The sequence below is a fragment of the Marinobacter sp. V032 genome, assembly GCF_052645435.1.
Map to the genome: position 1 here is coordinate 170,384 of NZ_JBQXYE010000001.1, position 20,770 is coordinate 191,153.

20 protein-coding genes are annotated in these 20,770 nt (G+C 57.7%); 10 read left to right on the forward strand and 10 right to left on the reverse strand.

The window, feature by feature from the left end; genetic code table 11:
- Window positions 1-13: 13 nt before the first annotated feature.
- Both ACUN9X_RS00790 and ACUN9X_RS00795 read right to left on the reverse strand, forming a co-directional pair.
- Complete coding sequence (locus ACUN9X_RS00790; protein WP_445471893.1) at window positions 14-901, reverse strand: SMP-30/gluconolactonase/LRE family protein; 888 nt, start codon at window positions 899-901, stop codon at window positions 14-16.
- A 16-nt stretch (window positions 902-917) separates the two neighbouring features.
- The gene (locus ACUN9X_RS00795) at window positions 918-1,703 is read right to left on the reverse strand and encodes an IclR family transcriptional regulator (RefSeq protein WP_445471894.1); all 786 of its coding nucleotides are present in this window, start codon (window positions 1,701-1,703) and stop codon (window positions 918-920) included.
- A gap of 268 nt (window positions 1,704-1,971) precedes the next feature.
- Between ACUN9X_RS00795 and ACUN9X_RS00800 the strand changes: the two genes are divergently transcribed.
- The 5 genes from ACUN9X_RS00800 to ACUN9X_RS00820 are packed head-to-tail and all read left to right on the forward strand — an operon-like array spanning window position 1,972 to window position 7,111.
- Window positions 1,972-3,699 carry an IlvD/Edd family dehydratase gene (locus ACUN9X_RS00800; protein WP_445471895.1) on the forward strand — a complete coding sequence of 576 codons (1,728 nt, stop codon included), beginning with the start codon at window positions 1,972-1,974 and terminating at the stop codon, window positions 3,697-3,699.
- A 1-nt stretch (window position 3,700) separates the two neighbouring features.
- The gene (locus tag ACUN9X_RS00805; RefSeq protein ID WP_445471896.1) at window positions 3,701-4,465 is read left to right on the forward strand and encodes an SDR family NAD(P)-dependent oxidoreductase; all 765 of its coding nucleotides are present in this window, start codon (window positions 3,701-3,703) and stop codon (window positions 4,463-4,465) included.
- A complete protein-coding gene (locus tag ACUN9X_RS00810; protein WP_445471897.1) occupies window positions 4,462-5,424 on the forward strand; it encodes a 2-dehydro-3-deoxygalactonokinase in 963 nt (320 codons plus the stop codon). The genes ACUN9X_RS00805 and ACUN9X_RS00810 overlap by 4 nt, the downstream gene beginning before the upstream one ends.
- Window positions 5,425-5,456: 32 nt before the next feature.
- The gene (locus tag ACUN9X_RS00815; RefSeq protein ID WP_445471898.1) at window positions 5,457-6,092 is read left to right on the forward strand and encodes a 2-dehydro-3-deoxy-6-phosphogalactonate aldolase; all 636 of its coding nucleotides are present in this window, start codon (window positions 5,457-5,459) and stop codon (window positions 6,090-6,092) included.
- 11 nt (window positions 6,093-6,103) lie between these two features.
- The gene (locus tag ACUN9X_RS00820) at window positions 6,104-7,111 is read left to right on the forward strand and encodes an aldose 1-epimerase (protein WP_445471899.1); all 1,008 of its coding nucleotides are present in this window, start codon (window positions 6,104-6,106) and stop codon (window positions 7,109-7,111) included.
- Window positions 7,112-7,178: 67 nt separating this feature from the next.
- Here ACUN9X_RS00820 and ACUN9X_RS00825 read toward each other — a convergent pair whose 3' ends face one another.
- Window positions 7,179-7,394: a hypothetical protein gene (locus ACUN9X_RS00825; RefSeq protein WP_445471900.1), complete on the reverse strand. Its 216-nt coding sequence runs from the start codon at window positions 7,392-7,394 to the stop codon at window positions 7,179-7,181.
- Window positions 7,395-7,508: 114 nt separating this feature from the next.
- Here ACUN9X_RS00825 and ACUN9X_RS00830 point away from each other — a divergent pair, with 114 nt between their 5' ends.
- Together ACUN9X_RS00830 and ACUN9X_RS00835 are read left to right on the forward strand one after the other, a co-directional pair.
- Window positions 7,509-8,972 (forward strand): patatin-like phospholipase family protein, encoded by a 1,464-nt coding sequence (locus ACUN9X_RS00830; RefSeq protein WP_260036856.1) that lies wholly within the window; start codon window positions 7,509-7,511, stop codon window positions 8,970-8,972.
- 22 nt (window positions 8,973-8,994) lie between these two features.
- Window positions 8,995-9,972, forward strand: coding sequence for a ribonuclease Z (locus ACUN9X_RS00835; RefSeq protein ID WP_445471901.1), 978 nt, complete (start codon window positions 8,995-8,997; stop codon window positions 9,970-9,972).
- Window positions 9,973-9,977: 5 nt separating this feature from the next.
- Here ACUN9X_RS00835 and ACUN9X_RS00840 read toward each other — a convergent pair whose 3' ends face one another.
- The gene (locus tag ACUN9X_RS00840) at window positions 9,978-10,346 is read right to left on the reverse strand and encodes a gamma-glutamylcyclotransferase family protein (protein ID WP_445471902.1); all 369 of its coding nucleotides are present in this window, start codon (window positions 10,344-10,346) and stop codon (window positions 9,978-9,980) included.
- Between the two features lie 217 nt (window positions 10,347-10,563).
- Between ACUN9X_RS00840 and ACUN9X_RS00845 the strand changes: the two genes are divergently transcribed.
- Window positions 10,564-11,976, forward strand: a complete 1,413-nt coding sequence (locus ACUN9X_RS00845) for an alanine/glycine:cation symporter family protein (RefSeq protein ID WP_260036859.1) — start codon at window positions 10,564-10,566, stop codon at window positions 11,974-11,976.
- Between the two features lie 89 nt (window positions 11,977-12,065).
- Here ACUN9X_RS00845 and ACUN9X_RS00850 read toward each other — a convergent pair whose 3' ends face one another.
- Complete coding sequence (locus tag ACUN9X_RS00850; RefSeq protein ID WP_445473159.1) at window positions 12,066-13,574, reverse strand: BCCT family transporter; 1,509 nt, start codon at window positions 13,572-13,574, stop codon at window positions 12,066-12,068.
- A gap of 443 nt (window positions 13,575-14,017) precedes the next feature.
- Here ACUN9X_RS00850 and ACUN9X_RS00855 point away from each other — a divergent pair, with 443 nt between their 5' ends.
- Window positions 14,018-14,959 (forward strand): ketopantoate reductase family protein, encoded by a 942-nt coding sequence (locus tag ACUN9X_RS00855; RefSeq protein ID WP_445471903.1) that lies wholly within the window; start codon window positions 14,018-14,020, stop codon window positions 14,957-14,959.
- Window positions 14,960-15,019: 60 nt separating this feature from the next.
- Here ACUN9X_RS00855 and ACUN9X_RS00860 read toward each other — a convergent pair whose 3' ends face one another.
- Together ACUN9X_RS00860 and ACUN9X_RS00865 are read right to left on the reverse strand one after the other, a co-directional pair.
- Window positions 15,020-15,583 carry a nucleoside 2-deoxyribosyltransferase gene (locus ACUN9X_RS00860; protein ID WP_445471904.1) on the reverse strand — a complete coding sequence of 188 codons (564 nt, stop codon included), beginning with the start codon at window positions 15,581-15,583 and terminating at the stop codon, window positions 15,020-15,022.
- 57 nt (window positions 15,584-15,640) lie between these two features.
- Entirely contained in the window at window positions 15,641-16,432 is a 792-nt protein-coding gene (locus ACUN9X_RS00865) for an SDR family oxidoreductase (RefSeq protein ID WP_260036864.1), read from the reverse strand.
- A 168-nt stretch (window positions 16,433-16,600) separates the two neighbouring features.
- Between ACUN9X_RS00865 and ACUN9X_RS00870 the strand changes: the two genes are divergently transcribed.
- Window positions 16,601-17,143: a YaeQ family protein gene (locus tag ACUN9X_RS00870; RefSeq protein WP_445471905.1), complete on the forward strand. Its 543-nt coding sequence runs from the start codon at window positions 16,601-16,603 to the stop codon at window positions 17,141-17,143.
- Between the two features lie 25 nt (window positions 17,144-17,168).
- Here ACUN9X_RS00870 and ACUN9X_RS00875 read toward each other — a convergent pair whose 3' ends face one another.
- The 3 genes from ACUN9X_RS00875 to ACUN9X_RS00885 all read right to left on the reverse strand — a co-directional run bounded on the left by ACUN9X_RS00875 (window position 17,169) and on the right by ACUN9X_RS00885 (window position 20,765).
- The gene (locus ACUN9X_RS00875) at window positions 17,169-17,465 is read right to left on the reverse strand and encodes a YebG family protein (protein ID WP_445471906.1); all 297 of its coding nucleotides are present in this window, start codon (window positions 17,463-17,465) and stop codon (window positions 17,169-17,171) included.
- A gap of 112 nt (window positions 17,466-17,577) precedes the next feature.
- Window positions 17,578-18,930, reverse strand: a complete 1,353-nt coding sequence (locus ACUN9X_RS00880) for a sigma-54-dependent transcriptional regulator (protein WP_445471907.1) — start codon at window positions 18,928-18,930, stop codon at window positions 17,578-17,580.
- Window positions 18,927-20,765 carry a sensor histidine kinase gene (locus ACUN9X_RS00885; protein ID WP_445471908.1) on the reverse strand — a complete coding sequence of 613 codons (1,839 nt, stop codon included), beginning with the start codon at window positions 20,763-20,765 and terminating at the stop codon, window positions 18,927-18,929. The genes ACUN9X_RS00880 and ACUN9X_RS00885 overlap by 4 nt, the downstream gene beginning before the upstream one ends.
- Window positions 20,766-20,770: the final 5 nt, after the last annotated feature.

The following is a 20,770-nucleotide window of genomic DNA, read 5'->3' on the forward strand; positions in this document are numbered from 1 at the left end:
CATGTCCGCAGAGCTAACCGCCATATGGCGTGCATTCCTGCCCCCTGATATCGGTTGCCGCAGCCAGCAGCGCACCGTCATACTCACCCCGTTCCGACTCCGGCATGCCGAAAAAAGCGGTGGTCACGTAAAGTGTTTTCCGGTCAGGCCCTCCGAACACGCAACTACTGGGGCAACGGGCAGGCACATCGACAATGCGGTCAATACTGCCATCCGGCCGGTAACGGATAATGCAGCCTGCACCCCAGCGGGCATTCCACAGACAGCCTTCTTCGTCCATCGCTGAGCCATCGGGGTTACCGCAACCTTCGGTTGCCGCAAAAACGCGCCTGTTGCTCGCCTCGCCGCTCGTGGCGTCCCAGTCATAGACCCAGATCACGCGCTGCAGGGTGTCGGCGAAGTACATGCGTGTTTGATCCGGGCTCCAGACCAGACTGTTGCTGATGCCAATCCCGGATTCGACGCGACGGATGCTATGATCGGTGTCGATACACCAGAGCATGCCAGTGCTTTCAGCGACCGGAATATCACCGCCGTCAGGTCCAATGTTGTTTTCCATGCTGGCCATCCAGAATCGACCCTGGGGATCAACCCGGGCCTCATTCGTGCGATTGCCAGGCGGTTCACCAGCAGGTTCTGCAATCGGGCTGATCGCGCCAGTATCAGCATTCAGTCCGTAGGCACCGCGCCCGGTTGCCACCAGATAGTGATTGCCAGCGCGGGGAACAATCGCACTGACTGGCTCATCGAAATGCCATTGCCGAAGTCGAGTCGACTCGGTGTGATACGCGTAAGCGGCGCGGCCAGCAATATCGACCCAGAGCATTTCCTGCTCGTCAGCATCCCAGTGGGGCGCTTCTCCGAGGATGAATCGATCGGCCATGACGGGTTTGAAATTCATCCTGCCTCATCTCTCCTCAGGTTCTTTCCGGAACCTTGCGCTGCTTTGATTCAGGCTCCACAAATCCCAACTCGCGGGAAATATGGCGTGCCGTTTCCAACACGATCGGCTGCAGGTCCTGCAGACGGGTGGTCGTCATACGCGACGCCACCGACGTCACGCTGATGCCGGCAACCACCTGCCCGCGAAAATTGAAAATAGGCGCTGCCACGCAACGAATACCTTCTTCGTGCTCTTCCATGTCCAATGCACAGCCCCGCACACGGATCTCGGCAATCGCCTGACGAAGGGCACGGGCATCTGGAATGGTGTGGGCGGTGTGGGGTACGAACGCGGTATGCCTGATAATGTCTTCCTGCTGGGCCTGATCAAGAAATGCCAGAATGGCCTTGCCGACACCCGTGCAGTAAATAGGCCCCCGCTTGCCGACAGCCGAGTAGAGGCGAATCGTTTTGGGGCTTTCAAGCTTGTCGACATAGATGATTTCATGACCGTCGACGACAGCGAGGTGAATGGTCTCGCCCGCCTCTTCCAGCAGTTTCGGCATGTGTTTGCGTGCTGCCCGTGGAATATCGAGACTGTCCCAGGTCCGCTGGGCCAGGCTGAGCAGGCGGTAGCCGGGAGAATAGCGCTGTCCATCAGTGTCGTAACGCACCAGCCCCTGTTCCAACAGAGACCCCAGCAACCGGTGGGCGGTCGATTTCGGCAACCCCAACTGCGACACCAGATCTGTCAGTCGAACCGGCCCATCGTGCTCGCAGACCGCTTCCAACACCTGCATCGCTTTATCAATCGACGCCATTACTGCCCCACCTTGTTCATTCAAAGTCCTTAATTGTTCCATATTTTTGAACTCATGTTCCGGAATATGGACCACAAACAATTGCGGGGTCAAGCATCGACTGGCAAACCTTAAAGCGCCGTAATAAAAACCGACTTGCTTGACAGAACATGTTGTAGAGGTCGAGACTTATTAATATTCGGAACAATAGTTCCATTATACGGAACAATAATATGCCGAGTTTATGCACGGCATGATCCTGTCTCAGTTATTTCGTTGGAGATGATTCGTGAGCAATGACAAACGCCCCACGCTTCGCAGCCAGCAATGGTATGGCAAGCACGATCGCGACGGTTTCATTCACCGCAGCTGGATGAAAAGCCAGGGCCTCCCGGACCATGCCTTCGATGGCCGCCCTATTATCGGCATCTGCAATACCTGGTCGGAGATCACGCCCTGTAACGCGCATTTGCGCGACATTGCCGAGTCCGTCAAAAAAGGCGTCTGGGAAGCGGGTGGCGTGCCTCTGGAGTTCCCCGCCATGTCACTCGGCGAAACCCAGATGCGACCGACCGCCATGCTGTTCCGCAATCTGCTGAGCATGGATGTGGAAGAGTCCATCCGCGCTAACCCGCTGGACGGCGTTATCCTGCTGGGTGGTTGCGACAAGACGACGCCGGGCCAGGTAATGGGAGCCGCGAGTGTGGATTTGCCCACCGCCGTTATCTCATCCGGTCCGATGCTCAGCGGCAAATACCGGGGGCGTGATATCGGTTCCGGTACGGATGTCTGGAAGTTCAGCGAGCAGGTTCGCGCCGGTTCCATGAGCCTGCCGGAATTCCTTGATGCCGAAGGCTGCATGTCCCGTAGTCCTGGCACCTGCATGACGATGGGTACAGCCTCTACCATGGCATCTCTTATGGAAGCCATGGGCATGGCCTTACCGCTCAACGCGACCATTCCGGCCGTGGATGCCCGTCGCAAGGTGCTCGCCCACCTGACCGGCATGCGCATGGTGAAGATGGTTCATGAAGATCTGACGATTTCTAAAATTCTCACCCGCGAAGCCTTCGAGAACGCCATCAAAGTCAACGCTGCTATTGGGGGTTCCACCAACGCTATCGTGCACCTGCTGGCTATTGCCGGCCGTCTTGGCGTGGATCTCGATCTGGAAGATTTCGACCGCCTCGGCCGCGACGTTCCGCTACTGGTCAACCTGATGCCCTCAGGCCAATACCTGATGGAAGACTTCCATTACAACGGCGGCCTGCCGGTAGTCCTCAAGCGTCTATCTGACCAACTACACCTGAACGCTCCCAGCATTTCCGGCGGTCAGATTGGCGAAGCGCTGGATCAGGCAGAGTGCTTCAACGATGATGTTATCCGCCCGCTGGATAACCCGGTTCGTCCCGCCGCGGGTATAGCCGTACTCAAAGGCAACCTGTGCCCCAACGGCGCCATTATCAAGCCCTCCGCCGCCAGCGAATCGCTACTCAAGCACCGGGGCCGGGCGGCAGTCTTCGAGACCATCGAGGAGTTTAAGGCGCGTATTGATGATCCCGCACTGGAGGTGGATGAAAACTCCGTTCTGGTTCTGAAAGGCTGCGGCCCCAAGGGTTACCCCGGCATGCCGGAAGTGGGCAACATGCCGCTGCCGCCCAAACTGCTGGAGAAAGGCGTCACCGATATGGTGCGCCTGTCGGATGCCCGCATGAGCGGCACGGCATTTGGCACCGTGGTCCTGCACATTTCCCCCGAGTCCAACGAGGGCGGCCCGTTGGCACTGGTCGAGAACGGCGACTGGATTGAGATGGACGTCGAATCCCGCCGACTCCACCTGGATGTCTCCGCCGAAGAACTCACCCGGCGCAAACAGGCTTGGCAAGCGCCCGAGTCACCCCACAAGCGGGGTTACTACCGTCTCTACATCGATCACGTCATGCAGGCTGAAGATGGCGCCGATCTGGACTTTCTGGTCGGCAGCAGCGGCCATGTCGTGACGCGGGAGTCTCATTGATATGACGGATTATGCCCAGTATCCCAGCCTTACAGGTCGTGTCGCGCTGATCATCGGTGGCGCCACTGGTATTGGCGCCGCGCTTGTCGAAGCCTTTGTCGGGCAAGGTGCCTGTGTCGCTTTTCTCGATGTGGATACAACTGCAGGTGAAGCATTGGCGGCAAAGCTAAAAGATGGCGATGCCGCGCCCGTTTTTGTGCCGTGTGATATTCGCGACGTCGATGCGTTACAAACCGCCATCGCGCAGGTGAGCGATGAGTTGGGGCCGATTCGCGTACTCCTGAACAACGCGGCGCGGGATGATCGCCACAAGCTGGAAGACGTGACGCCTGAATCCTGGGATGAAGGTCAGTCGGTCAACCTGCGCCCGCACTTCTTCTCGACTCAGGCCGTACGTGACGCCATGCGTGAAGCCGGTGGGGGCAGCATTATCAACATGAGCTCCAACAGCTACCTGCTGGGACTGGAAGGTTATCCGGGGTATGTCACCGCCAAGGCCGGCATTATCGGACTGACCAAAAGCCTTGCACGGGAGCTTGGACCAGAACGCATTCGCGTCAACGCGGTGTTACCTGGTTGGGTGATGACCGATCGTCAGATCAAGCTGTGGCTGACTGACGAAGGTGAGCGCGAGTTGATGCAGCAACAGGCGCTCAAACAGAAAATCGACCCTGCTGATGTCGCGCGGCTTGCCCTGTTTCTCGCGGCAGACGACAGCGCCCTGATTACCGGCCAGAGTCACGTGATTGACGGAGGGCGCGTATGACCGGCGCCGCAATCGTTGAAATCGAGGCACTGAAAAGCGGACGACTCATTACCATTGACTGGGGCACCAGTAATTTCCGCTCCGCCTTGCTGGATGATGCCGGTCATGTGATCGACAGAATTCAGGCCCCCCGGGGAATACTGCATCTGGCAGCCGGCGAGTTCCCAACGGCGCTGCAGGAGTTACTCGCCCCCTGGTTGCCGCACTTGCCCGCGGTGCCGATCCTGATGGCGGGCATGGTGGGTAGCGCAGATGGCCTGTTCGAGGTGCCCTATTTACCCTGTCCGGCCCGACTCGATGATGTTGCGGATGCGCTGGTGCAAATCCCCAACGTAGACCTTGATCGGCCCGTATTTATCGTCCCCGGGTTGCGCAGCCAGTCGACTGCAGGCACCCACGACGTCATGCGAGGCGAGGAAATACAGATCCTCGGCGCTATTGATGACGACGCCAGCGAAATGCAGACATTCTGCCTCCCCGGCACCCATTCAAAATGGGTCGCGCTGGACGGGCGCCGGGTCATGCACTTCAGCACCAGCATGACGGGCGATGTCTTTGCTGCCTTGCGCAACCACACCATACTCAGTCGTTTTGCCCGGGAAGGTGAACATAACCCTGAAGCATTCGCCCGAGGCATCGCGCTAGCGGAACAACCCGGCGGACTATTGCATCACCTTTTCAGCGCCCGTGCGGAAGTACTGCTCGGTGGACTGGCGGCTGATGCTGATGCTGCCTATCTCTCGGGCATCCTGATCGGCGAAGAAGTCCGCTCCATGCTGGAAGCACTTAACACTCAAGGGCCCGTCACTCTTATTGGCGATGGCCGACTCACCGAACTTTACGCCGAGGCACTGAGTGCCTTTGGTCATGACACGCGTCGTATTGATGGCGACCAGGCAGCTGTTGCCGGCCTTCACTATCTGGCTTCTCACGCGGGCCTGACCACCTCAGGACACTGACTTGTTCACACCGACACTTGAAGGAGACTTGCGTGGCGAACGCTGACTTTGATACCTGTTTCTCGGAATTGCCGCTAATCGCTATTCTCCGCGGCGTTAAACCGACAGAAGTCATTTCGATTGTGTCGGCTCTGGTCGAGAGCGGATTCCGTCTGATTGAAGTACCACTTAACTCACCTGATCCCTTTGCCAGTATCGCAGCACTCACCGAGCGGTTTGGTGATCAGGCCTTCATTGGCGCTGGGACAGTGACACGGGTAGAGCAGGTACAGACACTGAAAGATGCCGGTGGCCAGCTCATGGTGATGCCTCATTCCGATGTTGAGGTCATCCGCGCTGGCGTGGCAGCGGGCATGACCGTTGTACCCGGATTCATGACACCGACCGAAGCCTTCTCAGCACTCGCTGCGGGCGCCCATGCGTTAAAGCTGTTCCCCGCCGATTTGGTTGGCGTCGCAGGGCTTAAAGCAATGCGTTCAATACTGCCTCCCGATGTGGCGATCGCCCCTACCGGCGGCATCTCGCCCGAAAATCTTGGCGATTACCACCAGGCAGGCGCTCAAGGCTTTGGATTGGGGTCAGCGCTTTATCGCCCTGGAATGCAGGCCGATGACGTCAAAGTAAATGCCCAGGCATTCGTGCAGGCATGGAAATCGCGCATAGGTTAACAGGACCTCACATGCCCCGATTTACCGCGGCACCCGGCGCCTTTGGGCCTTACACGACGGTACGTTTAAATGACCTGAAGACTGGCGCCAGTGCAGAAATAGCATTACGGGGTGCCACGCTTTTGTCCCTCACGCTGCCCGTTGAAGACAGCCTGGTGAATGTCATCGGCGGTTATCAGAGCCCAACCGAATTCGACACACTGACAGGCGCCCGCTCGGCCATTCTGGCGCCTTTCAGTAATCGTATCGAAAGCGGACAATACCGCTTTAACGACAAAAACTATCGCCTGCCAAAGCGGGATAAAAACGACAACGCCATCCACGGATTCGTCACTGACTGCGAATGGCGTATCAGCCACCTCTCGGCTGACGACACGCAGGCGAACGTAGTGCTCACCACCGACGAAATCAATGCCCAACAACACCCGGAATACCCCTTCAACATCCACCTGGAAGCCACCTTCCGTCTGACAGCAGAATGCCTCTCACTGACACTTGAAGCGCAAAACGTCGGCAACAGTGATGCCCCGTTTGGCTGCGGCTGGCATCCTTACCTGTTGCCACCATCCGGCAATATCGATGATTGCCTGGTATCCTTGCCCCATCGTTGTGCCATTGCTGTGGATAGTCGGCTGATTCCTTTGCCGGGCGAGCAAGCCTACGTATCACTCAGCGATGAGACGGATGATTTTTGCACGAAGGCCAAGGTGATTGGCCCTCAGAATATTGATCAGTGCTACACCGGCCCGGCCACGGGTGAATGGCTACGCAGCTGGCTCTACGATCCCGTCGCGGATGTACGCCTGGAGATACAACAGGAACGCGGCGTCGTGCACATTTACACATCTCACAGCCTGCCCACACGACAACGTGAAGGCCTTGCCGTGGAACCCAACGAGTTTATTCCCAATGCATTTAATCGCCCGGAACTGGTGGAAGATGTGCGCCTCGAGGCGGGACAACAACGTGTATTTCGCTGTCGCATCGCAGCGGGCAAGGGCGTCAACAGAGGACGGTAACATTTGCCGGCCAGACTCCTGTGCAGAGCCCGCAGAGCACCGAAACTGATCCCGATACTATCAAGCGTTAGTCACGTCGTTTCGTTGGTACTGATTCCGGGCGACGCCTTCTCGGCCAGATACCTTGCGGGCGCGCGACCATCACCACGAACATCAATACCGTGCCCAGCAGTACCCGGTTCACCAGATACAAACCTTCCTGACTGTTGATGGCGTAGCCGAACAGACTGGGCCGCCAGCAACACCCGACATCGTTGACCAGCACCATCCGGAAAAATCTCATTCCCGCGGATCAGCCGGGTTAACACCCCATCCCTGATCAACAAGACGTCTGCCGAAAACGGTATATGGCAACGCACGTTTTGGGTTCCTCCGCATCTGGGTTATCGTAAAGACCATGAAAAACCACCGTAAACGTCGCAAACAGTTGCAGTGCCAACTCGCTAACGCGAACAGCTACGAGCAATGGTTTGATGCGGCAGAAAAGCTGGATGAGATGGATGGACTGCTGGCGTGGCGCGAGGATGGCGACACCGGCATGCTTCACAGCGACCTGATTCGTGAACATATCCGGCAGATGGCGCACTACCGGCAGGAGGGCGACACCGTCAACCTGCCCCGGGTATTGCAGGAAAGCCTTTATCGCCATCTCGGCGAACTCTCCAACCCCGACCTGTACGGCGTTGCACGCACCGGCACCAAGCTGCTGGTGACCGAGTTTCTGCAGGAAGTCGAACGTTCGATGCGGTTTGTCTGCGACCAACCGATGCCCGGCGTATCCGCTGAACAGAAGTTGCAGTTGTTTCACCGGGCTGAGCGCGTGTTTGGCCGCCCGGCCCTGATGCTCAGTGGTGGTGCGGCTTTCGGCATCTATCATCTGGGCGTCACCCGCGCGCTCTGGCAGCGGGATCTGCTGCCGGATGTAGTGGCAGGCTCCAGCATGGGCGCAATCATCGCAGCCAGTATCTGTTGCCGAAACGATACCGAACTGGCGGCATTCTTTGAGAAGCCCCACCAGGTTCACCTTGATGCCCTGCGCTGGTTACGCCTGGACCGAATGGTGCAGCAGGGCCACGCCATGGATCAGACCCAGCTGCATGAACACATTCGCAGCAATGTCGGTAGCATGAGTTTTCGCGAGGCTTATCTGCATAGCGGGCGAACGCTGAACATTTCGGTCTCGCCCACCCGCACCCGTCAGAAGCCACGACTGCTGAACGAACTGGCATCACCCGACGTACTGATCGACTACGCAGTGCTGGCTTCCTGCGCGGTGCCGGGCATTTTTCCTTCGGTTACACTCAAGTCGCGGAACAAGAAAACCGGCGGCAACCCTGAAATACCCTATATGCCGACGGAGCACTGGATCGACGGCAGCGTGCAGGGCGATTTGCCGATGATGCGCCTTGCCCGCCTGCATAACGTCAATAAAACCATTGTCAGTCAGGCCAACCCTCATGTGCTGCCGTTTATCACCCATCACCATGAGCGCGGCCCCAAAGCCGCTCTGAAACAGGCAGCCGCATCAGTGCTGCACGCCCAGGTGGCCACCGTACTTGAACTGACCCGCGACAGCTGGAACTCGTCGCTACTGCGCCCCTATCTCCAGCAAGCCCACGCCATGGCAACCCAGGCCTATCTCGGGGATATCAACATCCAGTTTCCCTTCAGCCCCCTGCTCTATCGCAAGGTGTTGTCGAACCCAAGCCCGGAGGACCTCGAGATGTATATCCGTCTCGGGGAACAGGCCACCTGGCCACGCATGGCGCTGATCCACGACCAGACACTGATCAGCCGGACTTTTACCGATTGCATCCGGCAGCTGACCGCACAGGTCGAAACCGGACAACTGAAAGCATGACCCCTCAACTGCGAGCCGCACCATGAAGTTCACCTTTCTCGGCACCTCAGCCGGCACTCCCACTACCGCCCGCAATGTCACCGCGCTGGCACTGCAGCACGGTGGACCAAAAGGCTGGTATCTGGTGGATTGCGGTGAAGGCACACAGCATCAGCTGTTGCGTACCCGATATTCGATGCTGCAACTGCGGGCGATACTGATTACCCATGTGCATGGCGACCACACCTTTGGCCTGCCGGGCCTGCTCTCCAGTGCTTCCATGGCCGGCCGGACCGAGCCCCTGCCGTTAATCGCACCGGCGCCCGTGAGGGCCTTTGTCGAAACTGCACTGGCAGCCTGTGATTCGACGCTGAGCTATCCCATTGAGTTTATTGATGTGGAGCAGGACAGCTTTGAATGGCGTGACGATTACCTGCAAGTTGAGCGTGTGCCCCTGTCCCATCGGGTGCCCTGCTACGGCTATGTGTTTACCGAGCGCAATCTGGAGCGCAGCCTGCTGAGCGACAAACTGAAAGCCGACGGGATCCTGGCCGGCCCGGTCTGGGGCAAGCTTCAACAGGGTCAGGATGTGGTACTCGAGAATGGGACCGAACTGAAAAGCGACGCTTACACGGCGGTCAACCGGCAGCCCCGCCGGCTGATCGTCGCCGGTGACAACGACACACCTGAACTGCTGCGCGACGCCTGCGCGGGCGCGCAGGTCCTGATTCACGAAGCCACTTACACCCAGGCGGTCTCAGACCGGGTGGGGCCTGCGCCGCAGCACAGCTCGGCCGCTCAGGTGGCAGCGTTTGCCGAATCGGCACAACTGCCAGCACTGGTACTGACCCACTTCAGCGCCCGCTATCAATACCATCAAGGCAATACCCTGATCAGCGAAATAGCGGATGAGGCGCGTCAGTACTACAACGGCCATCTCAATCTTGCGGATGACTTTGCCGAGTTTGAATTGCACAAAGACCTGACGTTGACACGGCCTGGTCGCAACGGCCAGCCATAACACCATCACCAGTTGCCGCGCGCTATTCGCCGACGTCCCTTTACAGGCCGGTTGTAGACATAGACCCAGGCCGGGCCAAACCGCGTATTGAGCTGCTGTCGATCGTAGAGCCCCCGCGCAGGCTCCGATTGACGGTAACCCTCCAGCAAGTCCAGTCTCCTGAAGACCGCCTGGTTTACCCGGTAAAGCTCCACGACAACACCCCGGGACGGCTCCAGTTTTGCTCCCGGATAGGATCCCAGATCATAGAGCGTCAGGCAGTCGAGTCGATCATGGCCGACAAAACGTGCGCCCCGCAGAAAACGGTGATTGCTGTAGCCTCTTTTCAGGCTGCCATAGACCGCCACCAGAACGCGGCCGGATTCAAACATCATGCGCAGAAACTGTTGGAATAAACCCGCTGAATACCATCGCAGACCACGTAAGCCAAACGAACAATTGTGCCAACACCCTCGGCCCCCTACCCTGCAGCGCTGTATTGCGATGCTAGACTGATAGCAACGCCAGAATAAAGAGCCACAGATTACCGTCTTCCTTTTGAATCACCATTCTCAGCCACAAAGGCGCGCGCCGCCAAGGATAGGGATAGCCATGACTGCGATAATCGATTTCCTCAACTCCATACTCTGGGGTTACGTACTGATCTACGGTCTGCTCGGGGTGGGCGTATTCTTCACCATCCGACTGCGGTTACTGCAGATTCTTCACTTCGGCGAGATGATCCGCGCTATTCGCGGCTCCCGGGAAAGTGATGCAAACGGCATATCGCCGTTCCAGGCCCTGTGTACCAGTCTTGCTTCCCGGGTCGGTACCGGCAACCTCGCCGGTGTCGCCGTCGCTCTCTATCTGGGCGGCGCAGGCGCGATTTTCTGGATGTGGATGGTCGCGCTGGTCGGCATGGCGACCGGTTACGCCGAAAGTACCCTGGCGCAGCTCTATAAAGTGCGCGACGGCAAAGGCCAATACCGCGGCGGCCCGGCCGTGTACATGGCGAAAGGACTGAAAGCGCCTTGGGCCGGGGGCATTTTTGCGATTTGCCTGATTATCTCGTTTGGGCTGGTATTCAATGCCGTGCAGGCCAATTCCATTGCCGATTCCATGCAAGGTGCGTTTGGCGCGCCGAAGATCTGGGTCGGCGTCGTGGTCGCGGTATTCGCCGGGTTCGTCATCTTCGGCGGGCTGCGTTCCATTGTGCGCTTTGCTGAATATGTGGTGCCCTTTATGGCCGGCATCTATGTGCTGATCGCGCTTGGGATTATGGTCATCCACATTACCGAAGTCCCCGGCGTACTGATCAACATTGTGGAGAGCGCTTTCGGGCTCAATGAAGCGGCCGGCGGCGTTGCCGGATCGGTCACCGCTGCCATGCTGAACGGCATCAAGCGCGGCCTGTTTTCAAATGAGGCGGGCATGGGCTCGGCGCCGAATATCGCGGCCACCGCAACACCGGCGCCCCACCATCCATCATCACAGGGGCTGGTTCAGGCCTTTGGCGTGTTTGTGGATACGCTGGTGATCTGTACCGCCACCGCTGTCATGATTCTGCTTTCCGGCACGCTTGAGCCGGGCTCGGGTCTGACCGGCACCCAGCTCACCCAGGAAGCGCTGGAGTTCCACATGGGCAGCTTTGGCGCCTACTTTGTCGCAATCGCCATTCTGTTCTTTGCGTTCACCTCCATCGTCGCCAATTACAGCTACGCCGAAAACGCACTGATCTACCTCGGCGGCGACAACACCCCAGCCCTGATGTTATTGCGTTCAGCCACATTGGGCATGGTGATCTGGGGTGCCTATGAAGCGGTTGTCACCGTATTCAACGCCGCTGATGCCTCCATGGGGCTGATGGCCACCATCAACCTGATTGCCATTGTGTTGCTATCCGGCACGGTCGTAAAACTGACCAAAGACTACCTGGAGCAACGCAAACAGGGCGTTGTGCCCACCTTCAAAGCGGCGGACTATCCTGAGTTAAAAGACAAGATAGACGCGACAATCTGGCGTTAAGATTTCATCGCGTCGCACATAAAAAACCCGCGCAGCCTAAGGCTTGCGCGGGTTTTTTGTGCTCTGAAAGCCAGCCTGCAATGGCCCGGCTAGTCGATCAGTTTCTGCGCTCTTGCGAGCGCCACGGCTGCCTTGGGGCCGGTCCAGAGTGAGGGCAGAATCACCAGCGATACCGGAATGGCCGTCAGCACGATGAACTGCTGGAGCACACCGATCTGGCCGGACCCCATCGACAAGAGTATGGCGGCCATCAATGCCATGGCACCGCCCCAATAAACTCTCACCCAGCGGTTCGGCTCATCGTGTCCGGCGCCGACCATTGCAATCGAGTAGCTCATGGAGTCACCCGTGGTGGCGACGAAAATCGTAGTCAACAGCAGGATCGCCGCCGCCATAAACGAGCCACCGGGCAATGCTTGGGCCACCGTCAATGTCGCAACATCAAACTGGAAGTTCCCCAGCGCCTCGGTCAGATCAAACGTGCCCTGCAATTGGTGGTAGATGCCCGATCCCCCCAGCAGCGTGAACCAGATGGTGGTGGCAACCGGCGCGAGAACGGCGACCGCCAGAATCATTTCCCGGATCGAACGTCCACGAGAAATCCGGGCCACAAAAACCGCCATCAATGGTGTGTAACCGATAAACCAGGCGAAGAAGAAAACCGTCCACCATTTCATCCACCAATCCGGCGCTGTGTTGGTCGTCATTGTCGCCATGCTGAAAAACGAAGACGCGTATTGGCCCATTGCCTGAACATAGGTATCAACCAGAAACAGTGTCGGGCCAAATACAAAAAGGATCGCCGCAATGACCAGTGCCAGGATGACATTGAAGCGGCTCAGCAGCTGAATACCTTTGTGGAGCCCGGTCAGCGCGGACGTCATGTAGATACCGGCCAGAATTGCCAGAATCGTGATCTGGGAGCCATAGCCGTCGGCAAAACCGAAGAGTTCATGCAAACCGAAACTGACCTGCGTCGCCAGAAAGCCGATGGGGCCGACAGTGCCCGCGACGACAGCAATCACGCAAAAAGCGTCTACCACACTGCCCAGTTTGCTTTTGATTACGGTATCGCCAAATACCGGATACAGGAGCGTTCGCGGCTGAAGTGGCTTGCCTTCGGAATAGTGTGCATGCGCCAGAACCACCGCTGTCAATGAACCCAGGACAGCCCAGGCCAGGACACCCCAGTGCATGAATGACTGGGCCAGCGCCGGTGCGATCGCAGCCGCCGTTCCCGCTTCTGCATCAAATGCCGGAGGCGAAACGACGAAGTGGTACACGGGCTCGCCCGCGGCAAAAAAGACACCACCACCCGCCAACAGGGTGCACATAATCATCGAAAGCCAGCGAAATGTACTGATTTCCGGCGTTTTCAGATCGCCAATGCGCGCTGCGCCCGCACGTGAAACCGCAACACCGATAGCCACAAAAAACGTCAGCAGCAGCAAAACCTGAAAGAACGACCCGAGGTACTTTGCTGTCCAGGTGAAACCGTCGCCGATCAACGTCTTTGTTGCTGAGGCATCGAACAAAGAGAAAAACACGAACAGCGCGATAAACCCCATGGTGAGGGACAGCACAATCGGATCGCCCATACGGCGCTTGGGGGCAGAAGAAGACGGGCCGTCTGAACGCTGCGCGCTCGAGGCATTTGAGCTCGAAGAAGACATCAATTTAAGAATCCACAATAAAAAACGGCCGCATACCCTACCAGACTGAGAGAGGATAGATATTGCGGTATGTATCCACCCAATCCACTCCCTGAGCGGTTGACAGGCGGTCTTATCAATTGTGGCGGCGGTTTCGAGGCATTGCCGGCTCAGGATATTCGCAATCGTTTTTGCAGCATAGGACTCGTTTTATATTCCGCTTTGCGATACTGGATACCAAAATATATAGCTTAATATATTATTTTCGGTACGCTAAAGGTAAATTAGACTTCACGAACAACTGACCTCAATGTCTGTCGCCACCACGGCCAGCCTCACCGCCGTTACCGAGGTTAATCACCACCTTTTTTCAATGAGGAGAGTATGTAATGTCAGCCAAGTCCAGCATTCTGATTGTCGGCGCCGGTGCCATCGGCAGCTTCTATGGCGCCATTCTCAAGCGCGCAGGCAGTGCGGTAAGTGTGGTCATGCGGTCGGAATACGACGCGGTGGTGGCCAATGGCATTCAAATCAACAGCGAGCTGGGTGAGCTCTCCTACCGGCCGGATCATGTTTACCGTGATGGCGACACGCCGGAAAGCGCGCCCGATTATCTGATCCTTTGCGTCAAAGTGCTCCCCGGTGTCGACCGCGCCGCAATGATCCGCCCCTGGATGGGCGACAACACCCGTATTGTGCTGATCGAAAACGGGTTGGACATTGAACGCGAACTGGCTGACGCCTTTCCCGCCAACCCGGTGACCAGCTGCCTGGCGTTTATTGCCGCCAGCCGTGTTGCACCGGGAGTGGTCGATCACAAGGCTTATGGCCGACTGGTGATGGGCAGTTTCCCCAGTGGTATCGATAGCGAAACCAGAGCACTGGCAGATCTGTTTGTCGAGGGCGGCATCAAAATCGACCTGACCGAGGAAGTGGTCGGCGAGCGCTGGCGTAAATGCCTGTGGAATACGCCGTTTAACCCTCTGTCGGTGCTGGCAAATGGTGCCGACACCGCCACCATTCTCGACACCGAAGGCGGTGCTGACCTGATACGGGAACTGATCCGTGAAGTAATGGCGGTCGCCGCGGCCGATGGTTACCCGATGGACGAGAACCTGATCGAGAAGAACATTGCCGGCACCCGCAAGATGCCGCCTTACAAGAACAGCATGGCGCTGGACTACCTGAACGACCGGCCGATTGAGCTGGACGCGGTCATCGGCAACGTCGTCGCCATCGCACAAAAACATAAGGTTTCAGTGCCGCACCTGAATACCGTGCTGGTTACCTTGCGTATGCGCGAGCGACTCAAACAGGCGGAATCGGCCTGAGGCCGCCCGACGCGATTGCTGTAAATGTAGAACTTTGATCCCACACCTTCGGTCTCTGCGTTATAACAGCGCAGACCGGAGGTGCTGGACGGCGCGGATAAAGAGCGCCTCGTCGAAGAAATCTTCCGGCGCAAATCCCCTTTCCAGATAAGGCCGGGCACCGTGCACCATATGTCCGCCGGCGCGAACCAGCCCGCAGTCCAGCATCAGGTTATCGCACAACCCGAACGGCTCGATCGCAGCACCGTTACTGTCCACGCCATCCTTGCCTTTAACGCGCTGATTGTAGGGGGTCTCGCAAACGCTGAACCCTACGGAAGGCTTACCTGCGGCAATCATGTAACCCAGTTCAAAAATAGTGCCGGCGTCAGCACTGGGACCACGAAAAGGTGTCAGGTTCGCGATCAGCGCAGTCGCTTCATCCATCAATTGCTTGTTGGCATCGTAGATCAACTGCCCCGGATCTGCGGCGTTTTCAAGATCAAGCTGATTGTCGGAGGGTGACAGCCCTTGCAGCCCGACATCGGCGAGAATCGCCTTCTTGCGCTCGTCAATGTGGATCCGCAGCGTATCGGGAAAAAAGACCTCGGGGCCGGCGAGATAGACCGACGGTCGATCACTCATTAGGTTCTCCTGTCTCCTGTTCTCATGAATGGCGTTACGGATTTACCTGTCAGAAGCTCAGCGGCGCTTGGTAATTTTGAACAGCATCTCGGGCGCAATCCGTTTGATCCAGAGTGCGGCCATTTCCTTGCCCTTGCCCACCGGGATCTCCCGTTTTCTGGCTTCCAGGCCTTTGATTACCACATCCGCACATTTGTTCACGTCCATGCCACCGGCGATATCGTCATCTTCTTCGCCAAACGGCGTGCCATCACCGGACAGTGCGTTGCGGGAAACATCCGTTTTGATAAAGCCGGGCACGATGGTGGACACATGCACGCCGGAGTCCTCAACTTCCGCCCGCAGCGCATCAAAGAAACCCATCACCGCATGCTTGGCGGCACAATAACCGGTGCGCTGGGGTACACCGACTTTGCCGGCGACACTGGCCGTAACAGCAATGTGCCCGGCGCCCCGCCCCAGCATATGGGGCAACACCGCCTTGGTGACCGCGATCTGCCCCATCACATCCACATCCATCAGTTTCTGGTAGACCGCCATGTCAGTCTCTTTGCACAGCGAACGCTGGGACATGCCGGCATTGTTGATCAGCACATCGATCTGACCGAAGTGGTCGAGCACGGTTTGCACTGCCCCGGGCAAGGCTGCCCAGTCGGTGACATCCAGAGGGAGTACCAGCACCTGATCATTGCTCAGATCCGCCCCGACACAGCGGGCTTTGACCCGTTGTAGCTGACTTTCGCGACGGGCTGACAGCACCAGGCGAGCACCTTTGCGGGCAAAACCGACCGCAAGCGCTTCGCCAATGCCTGAGGAGGCTCCGGTAATCCAGATGATGGGGGCAGGCATGCAGGCTCCTTATCAGGTTTTGAATGAGGCAGACAATTTACCTGATGACAGCACGTCTGTCCCGACCCTCTGATTCCGGGTTGCTTTACCCGGCCTGCGGAATCACAGAGAATGTCCGCCGGCCCACAGCCCTTCACTTATCCGCGACCCCCACTGCGAGCAAACCTCATGGCGCTTAAAGCGACGATTGTTAAAGCATCTCTTAACGTTGCGGATATGGACCGCCACTATTACGCGGATCATATGCTCACCGTGGCCCAGCACCCGTCCGAGAATGACGAGCGTTTGATGGTGCGACTGCTGGCATTCGCACTCAATGCCAGCGAAAGCCTCCAGTTCACCAAAGGCCTGAGCACTGACGATGAACCGGACGTGTGGGAAAAGAACCTGACTGACGAAATTGAACTGTGGATCGAGTTGGGCCAGCCGGACGAGAGCCGCATCCGCAAGGCCTGCAACCGGGCAAAACAGGTGGTGGTATATGCCTACGGCGCCCGGGCAGTCCCGGTCTGGTGGGAGAAGCTGAAGAGCAAGGTCAGCAGGTTTGATAATCTGCGGGTCATCGAGCTACCCGGGGACGAAACCCAGGCACTGGCCGCACTGGCACAGAAAGCCATGACACTGCAGTGCACCATTCAGGATGGCCAGGTGGGCATCGGGGATGAGCAATCCCATGTCACGATCGAACCGGTCACCCTCTACCCTCAGTGAATCCCGCTAACGCCTGAAATCGTTTTCAGGCGTCCTGTTTTTCTGCTGGCTGCTCCGGCGCCTGGTTCAGCAATTCGGGCTTTTTCAGCGCCTTCTGGAACAGGTCTTTATCTTCTGCGATGGCCAGCGCGCACTGTTCGGCCAACTCGTCTGAAAGGCCGTCAACACGGCGTTGCAGGAACACCAGAATTTCTTCTGACAACTCCAGCATTTTATCCCGCGCATCCGCGTCTGCCTTGGATGTAAACAGCATTTTATCGGGGTTGCTGAGTGCCATGTCCTGACCATCCCTCTCTGAAAAATACAGCGCCGTCACTGCCATGAATCTGATCTCCTGTGGGTATCCGCGCATCTGACGGGAAGCAGCATAACACTGAATACTGTATATAAAAACAGTTATTGGCCTTATGCAACTTCCGAGTGGCTCCTGCTGCTCAGTCCTTGAACTCGGCTTTATCCAGGCCGTATTTTTTCATTTTGTCGTAGAGGGTCTTGCGGGCGATACCGAGCTGCACCATGGTGCCCTTGATGCTGCCCTGACAGGCATTGAGCGCACTGACAATCGCTGAACGCTCGAAGGCTTCGATCATCTCCGACAGGGTCTGTCGCCCTGAAATATTGGCCCCCTGCACCTCCTCGGTTTCGTCCAGCGCGACCGGCCCCAGCAACACGTAGCGCTCTGCCAGATTGCGCAGCTCCCGCACGTTGCCGGGCCAGCTGTGCTGCATCAGCCGCGCCGCCTGCCCGGCGTCCAGCGGCACACTCTCGCGGTCATAACGGGCTGCTGCTATCAGCGCAAAGTGGTGAAACAGCAGCGGCACGTCTTCCTTTCGCTCTCTCAACGGCGGGATATCAACCTGCACCACGTTGAGACGGTAATACAGATCCGAACGGAACTCCCCCGCTTCACTGAGCTGTTTGAGATCCGATTTGCTGGAGGCGATTACCCGCACATCCACCTCAAACTGGGCGTTACTCCCCAATCGCTCAACCATGCGTTCTTCGAGTACCCGCAACAGTTTGACCTGCAGCGGCAGCGGCATGCTTTCCACTTCATCAAGAAACAGCGTGCCTTCGTGGGCGTGCTCGAACTTGCCGATACGGCGTTTATCAGCGCCGGTGAAGGCGCCGGATTCGTGCCCGAAAAGTTCGCTCTCGATCAGGTTTTCAGGCACGGCTCCGCAATTGATCGCCACAAAGTTGTGGGCGCTACGCGGGCTGTTTTCATGGATATAGCGGGCAATCGCATCCTTGCCGGCGCCGGTTTCACCACACAGCATGATGTTGGCGGAAATATCCAGCAGCGGATCAATGGTGGCGATCACTTTCTGCATCACCTGAGAGTCACCCAGAATCCTCGGGCCCGGTCGGCCGAGCAGTTTCAGCTGAGCTTTGAGCCGACGGTTCTCCAGCGCCAGATGGCGCTTCTCCAGCCCGTGCCGCAATAACTCCATCAGCTCGTCGTGATCAAACGGCTTCTCTATAAAATCGTATGCGCCCTGCTGCATTGCAGAAACAGCCGTGCTGATATCCCCCTGACCAGTAAGAATGATGACCGGAATGGCGTCGTCAATCGCCTGAATCCTTTTCAACACGGCCACGCCATCCAGCCCCGGCATGTTGTAGTCGCACAGCACGACCCCTTCATAATGCGCGGTCAACGCGGCCAGTCCGGCTTCACCATCGCTGTAACACTCAACCGGCAAATCCTCCAGCGAAAGGGTCTGCGCCATGGCCAGCCGTATATCCGGATCATCGTCAATAAACACGACGGCGGTTTCGTTCATTCCGCAGTTCCTCGCTTGTTCAGCGTCAGTACAAATTCGGCACCGGGGCCGTCGGCCCTGTTGTGGCCGGTCAGTCGCCCACCCAGGGCATCCATTATCTGACGCGAAATAGACAACCCCAGCCCCAATCCCTGTTTCATGGATTTGGTGGTGAAAAAGGGTTCAAAAATCTGCTCGGTATCACCTGTCAGCCCCGGGCCGTTATCTCTTACCCGACACTGCCAGTGAGCCGGCTGATCGACGATATCGATGGTAATTTCTGCCTGCTCCGAAGATTCCACAGCCTGAACGGCATTGGCCACCAGATTGACCATGACCTGCTCGATCCGGATCAGGTCGCCATGACACATCACCGGTGCATCCGGCCTACGCCAGTCGATACGGATACCCTCCCGGTGTTCCTGAGCGCTGATAATTTTGAGCGCGGCATCAATCGGCAAACGCAGATCCAGCGGAGCAGGCGGCCCTTCTGATTTGCGGGCGAATACCTTGAACTGACGGGTCAGCTCGGCCATTTTGTCGCACAGCGTGACGATCTCGTTCAGGTTGGCATCCACCATCTCATGGGTACCCCGCTCAAGAAAGCGCCGGCCATTGCGGGCATAGGTCTGGATAGCGGTCAGCGGCTGGTTCATCTCGTGATTCAGCCCGGCCGACATCTGCCCCAGCACCGCCAGCTTGGCCGCCTGGATCAGCTCCTGCTGGGTTTCCCTGAGTTCTGTCTGGGCCTCTTCCCGCTGCCGGATCTCTTCCAGCAGCTGGGCATTGGAACTTTCCAGATCAGCGGTGCGCTCTGCCACGCGACGCTCCAGCTGCTCGCCCCGCAACGCCAGTTCCGCTTCCCGGCGGTAGCGCTCCCGCAAATAAAGCCAGGTCAGAAAACCGCCCAAAAACAATACCGCGCCGCCGATCAGGAACTGGATACGGGTCCAGAGCACTGACTGGGTGCCCACCATTACCTGCAGTTTCCAATCCAGTTGCGGCAGGGGCGTCTGCACACTCAGATACTCACGGGTGCCGCCGTTATCATTGATTCTGATCCGCTGCGAACGCTCGGAAACACCTAACGGCTGCCCCAGTGTTACCACCGAAATGGGCGCCAGATCCCGGCCCGGATAACGCAGATTACCTCGCTTAGCTTTATCGATGCCGTCCAACTGACTGGTTTCAGCTTCAGTTCCGCTTTGAAAGTCACGGTACAACCAGCCCGGACGGCTGGCGAGAAAGCTGATGCCGTCGCCGTCCAGCACCACCATCTCGGCATCACTGAACGGCACCGGGCGCTGCCATTGCGATTCCAGTTCAGTGACCTGAACTTTTACCGCAATCACACCCAATACCTTGCCAGTGGCAGACTTCACCGGATGTGAGAAATACAGGCCGCGCACATCGGTGGTTGTGCCCAGCGCGAAATAGACCGCCGACTTACCGGTGCGCATGGCATCCTGAAAATAGGGTCTGAAATCGAAGACTCGACCGATAAAGCTGCTCTTGAGCTGGTAGTTATTGGCCGCGATCGTGAGGCCTGTGCGATCCATCAGGTAGACGTCAGAACTGCCGACGATCGCTGCCATCTGCTTCATTTCTTCATTGGCCTGGAGGATCAGGTTTTCACTTTGCGGGTATTTGAGGACAGATTCGAGCAGCGGGTGCTCGGCCATCAGCTCGGGAATTGGCCGATAGCGTTTCAGCTCGTTGGCCACCAGCTGACTGTAGCGAAAGGATTCTTCAAGGCTCTCCTGCTCTACCAGTCGAAATCCGGCCCAGCCGCCAACCCACCACGAGCAGGCAGCAGTGACCAGGAACAGAATAAGGGCCCAGACGCGATAGGTCATGACGT

What these genes read in the sequence shown, in the direction of transcription:
- ACUN9X_RS00790 (WP_445471893.1), bottom strand. Translation starts at nt 901, where the DNA reads ATGAATTTCAAACCCGTCATGGCCGATCGATTCATCCTCGGAGAAGCG.
- ACUN9X_RS00795 (WP_445471894.1), bottom strand. Translation starts at nt 1,703, where the DNA reads ATGGCGTCGATTGATAAAGCGATGCAGGTGTTGGAAGCGGTCTGCGAG.
- ACUN9X_RS00805 (WP_445471896.1), top strand. Translation starts at nt 3,701, where the DNA reads ATGACGGATTATGCCCAGTATCCCAGCCTTACAGGTCGTGTCGCGCTG.
- ACUN9X_RS00810 (WP_445471897.1), top strand. Translation starts at nt 4,462, where the DNA reads ATGACCGGCGCCGCAATCGTTGAAATCGAGGCACTGAAAAGCGGACGA.
- ACUN9X_RS00820 (WP_445471899.1), top strand. Translation starts at nt 6,104, where the DNA reads ATGCCCCGATTTACCGCGGCACCCGGCGCCTTTGGGCCTTACACGACG.
- ACUN9X_RS00825 (WP_445471900.1), bottom strand. Translation starts at nt 7,394, where the DNA reads ATGAGATTTTTCCGGATGGTGCTGGTCAACGATGTCGGGTGTTGCTGG.
- ACUN9X_RS00830 (WP_260036856.1), top strand. Translation starts at nt 7,509, where the DNA reads ATGAAAAACCACCGTAAACGTCGCAAACAGTTGCAGTGCCAACTCGCT.
- ACUN9X_RS00835 (WP_445471901.1), top strand. Translation starts at nt 8,995, where the DNA reads ATGAAGTTCACCTTTCTCGGCACCTCAGCCGGCACTCCCACTACCGCC.
- ACUN9X_RS00840 (WP_445471902.1), bottom strand. Translation starts at nt 10,346, where the DNA reads ATGATGTTTGAATCCGGCCGCGTTCTGGTGGCGGTCTATGGCAGCCTG.
- ACUN9X_RS00845 (WP_260036859.1), top strand. Translation starts at nt 10,564, where the DNA reads ATGACTGCGATAATCGATTTCCTCAACTCCATACTCTGGGGTTACGTA.
- ACUN9X_RS00850 (WP_445473159.1), bottom strand. Translation starts at nt 13,574, where the DNA reads ATGGGCGATCCGATTGTGCTGTCCCTCACCATGGGGTTTATCGCGCTG.
- ACUN9X_RS00855 (WP_445471903.1), top strand. Translation starts at nt 14,018, where the DNA reads ATGTCAGCCAAGTCCAGCATTCTGATTGTCGGCGCCGGTGCCATCGGC.
- ACUN9X_RS00860 (WP_445471904.1), bottom strand. Translation starts at nt 15,583, where the DNA reads ATGAGTGATCGACCGTCGGTCTATCTCGCCGGCCCCGAGGTCTTTTTT.
- ACUN9X_RS00865 (WP_260036864.1), bottom strand. Translation starts at nt 16,432, where the DNA reads ATGCCTGCCCCCATCATCTGGATTACCGGAGCCTCCTCAGGCATTGGC.
- ACUN9X_RS00870 (WP_445471905.1), top strand. Translation starts at nt 16,601, where the DNA reads ATGGCGCTTAAAGCGACGATTGTTAAAGCATCTCTTAACGTTGCGGAT.
- ACUN9X_RS00875 (WP_445471906.1), bottom strand. Translation starts at nt 17,465, where the DNA reads ATGGCAGTGACGGCGCTGTATTTTTCAGAGAGGGATGGTCAGGACATG.
- ACUN9X_RS00880 (WP_445471907.1), bottom strand. Translation starts at nt 18,930, where the DNA reads ATGAACGAAACCGCCGTCGTGTTTATTGACGATGATCCGGATATACGG.
- ACUN9X_RS00885 (WP_445471908.1), bottom strand. Translation starts at nt 20,765, where the DNA reads ATGACCTATCGCGTCTGGGCCCTTATTCTGTTCCTGGTCACTGCTGCC.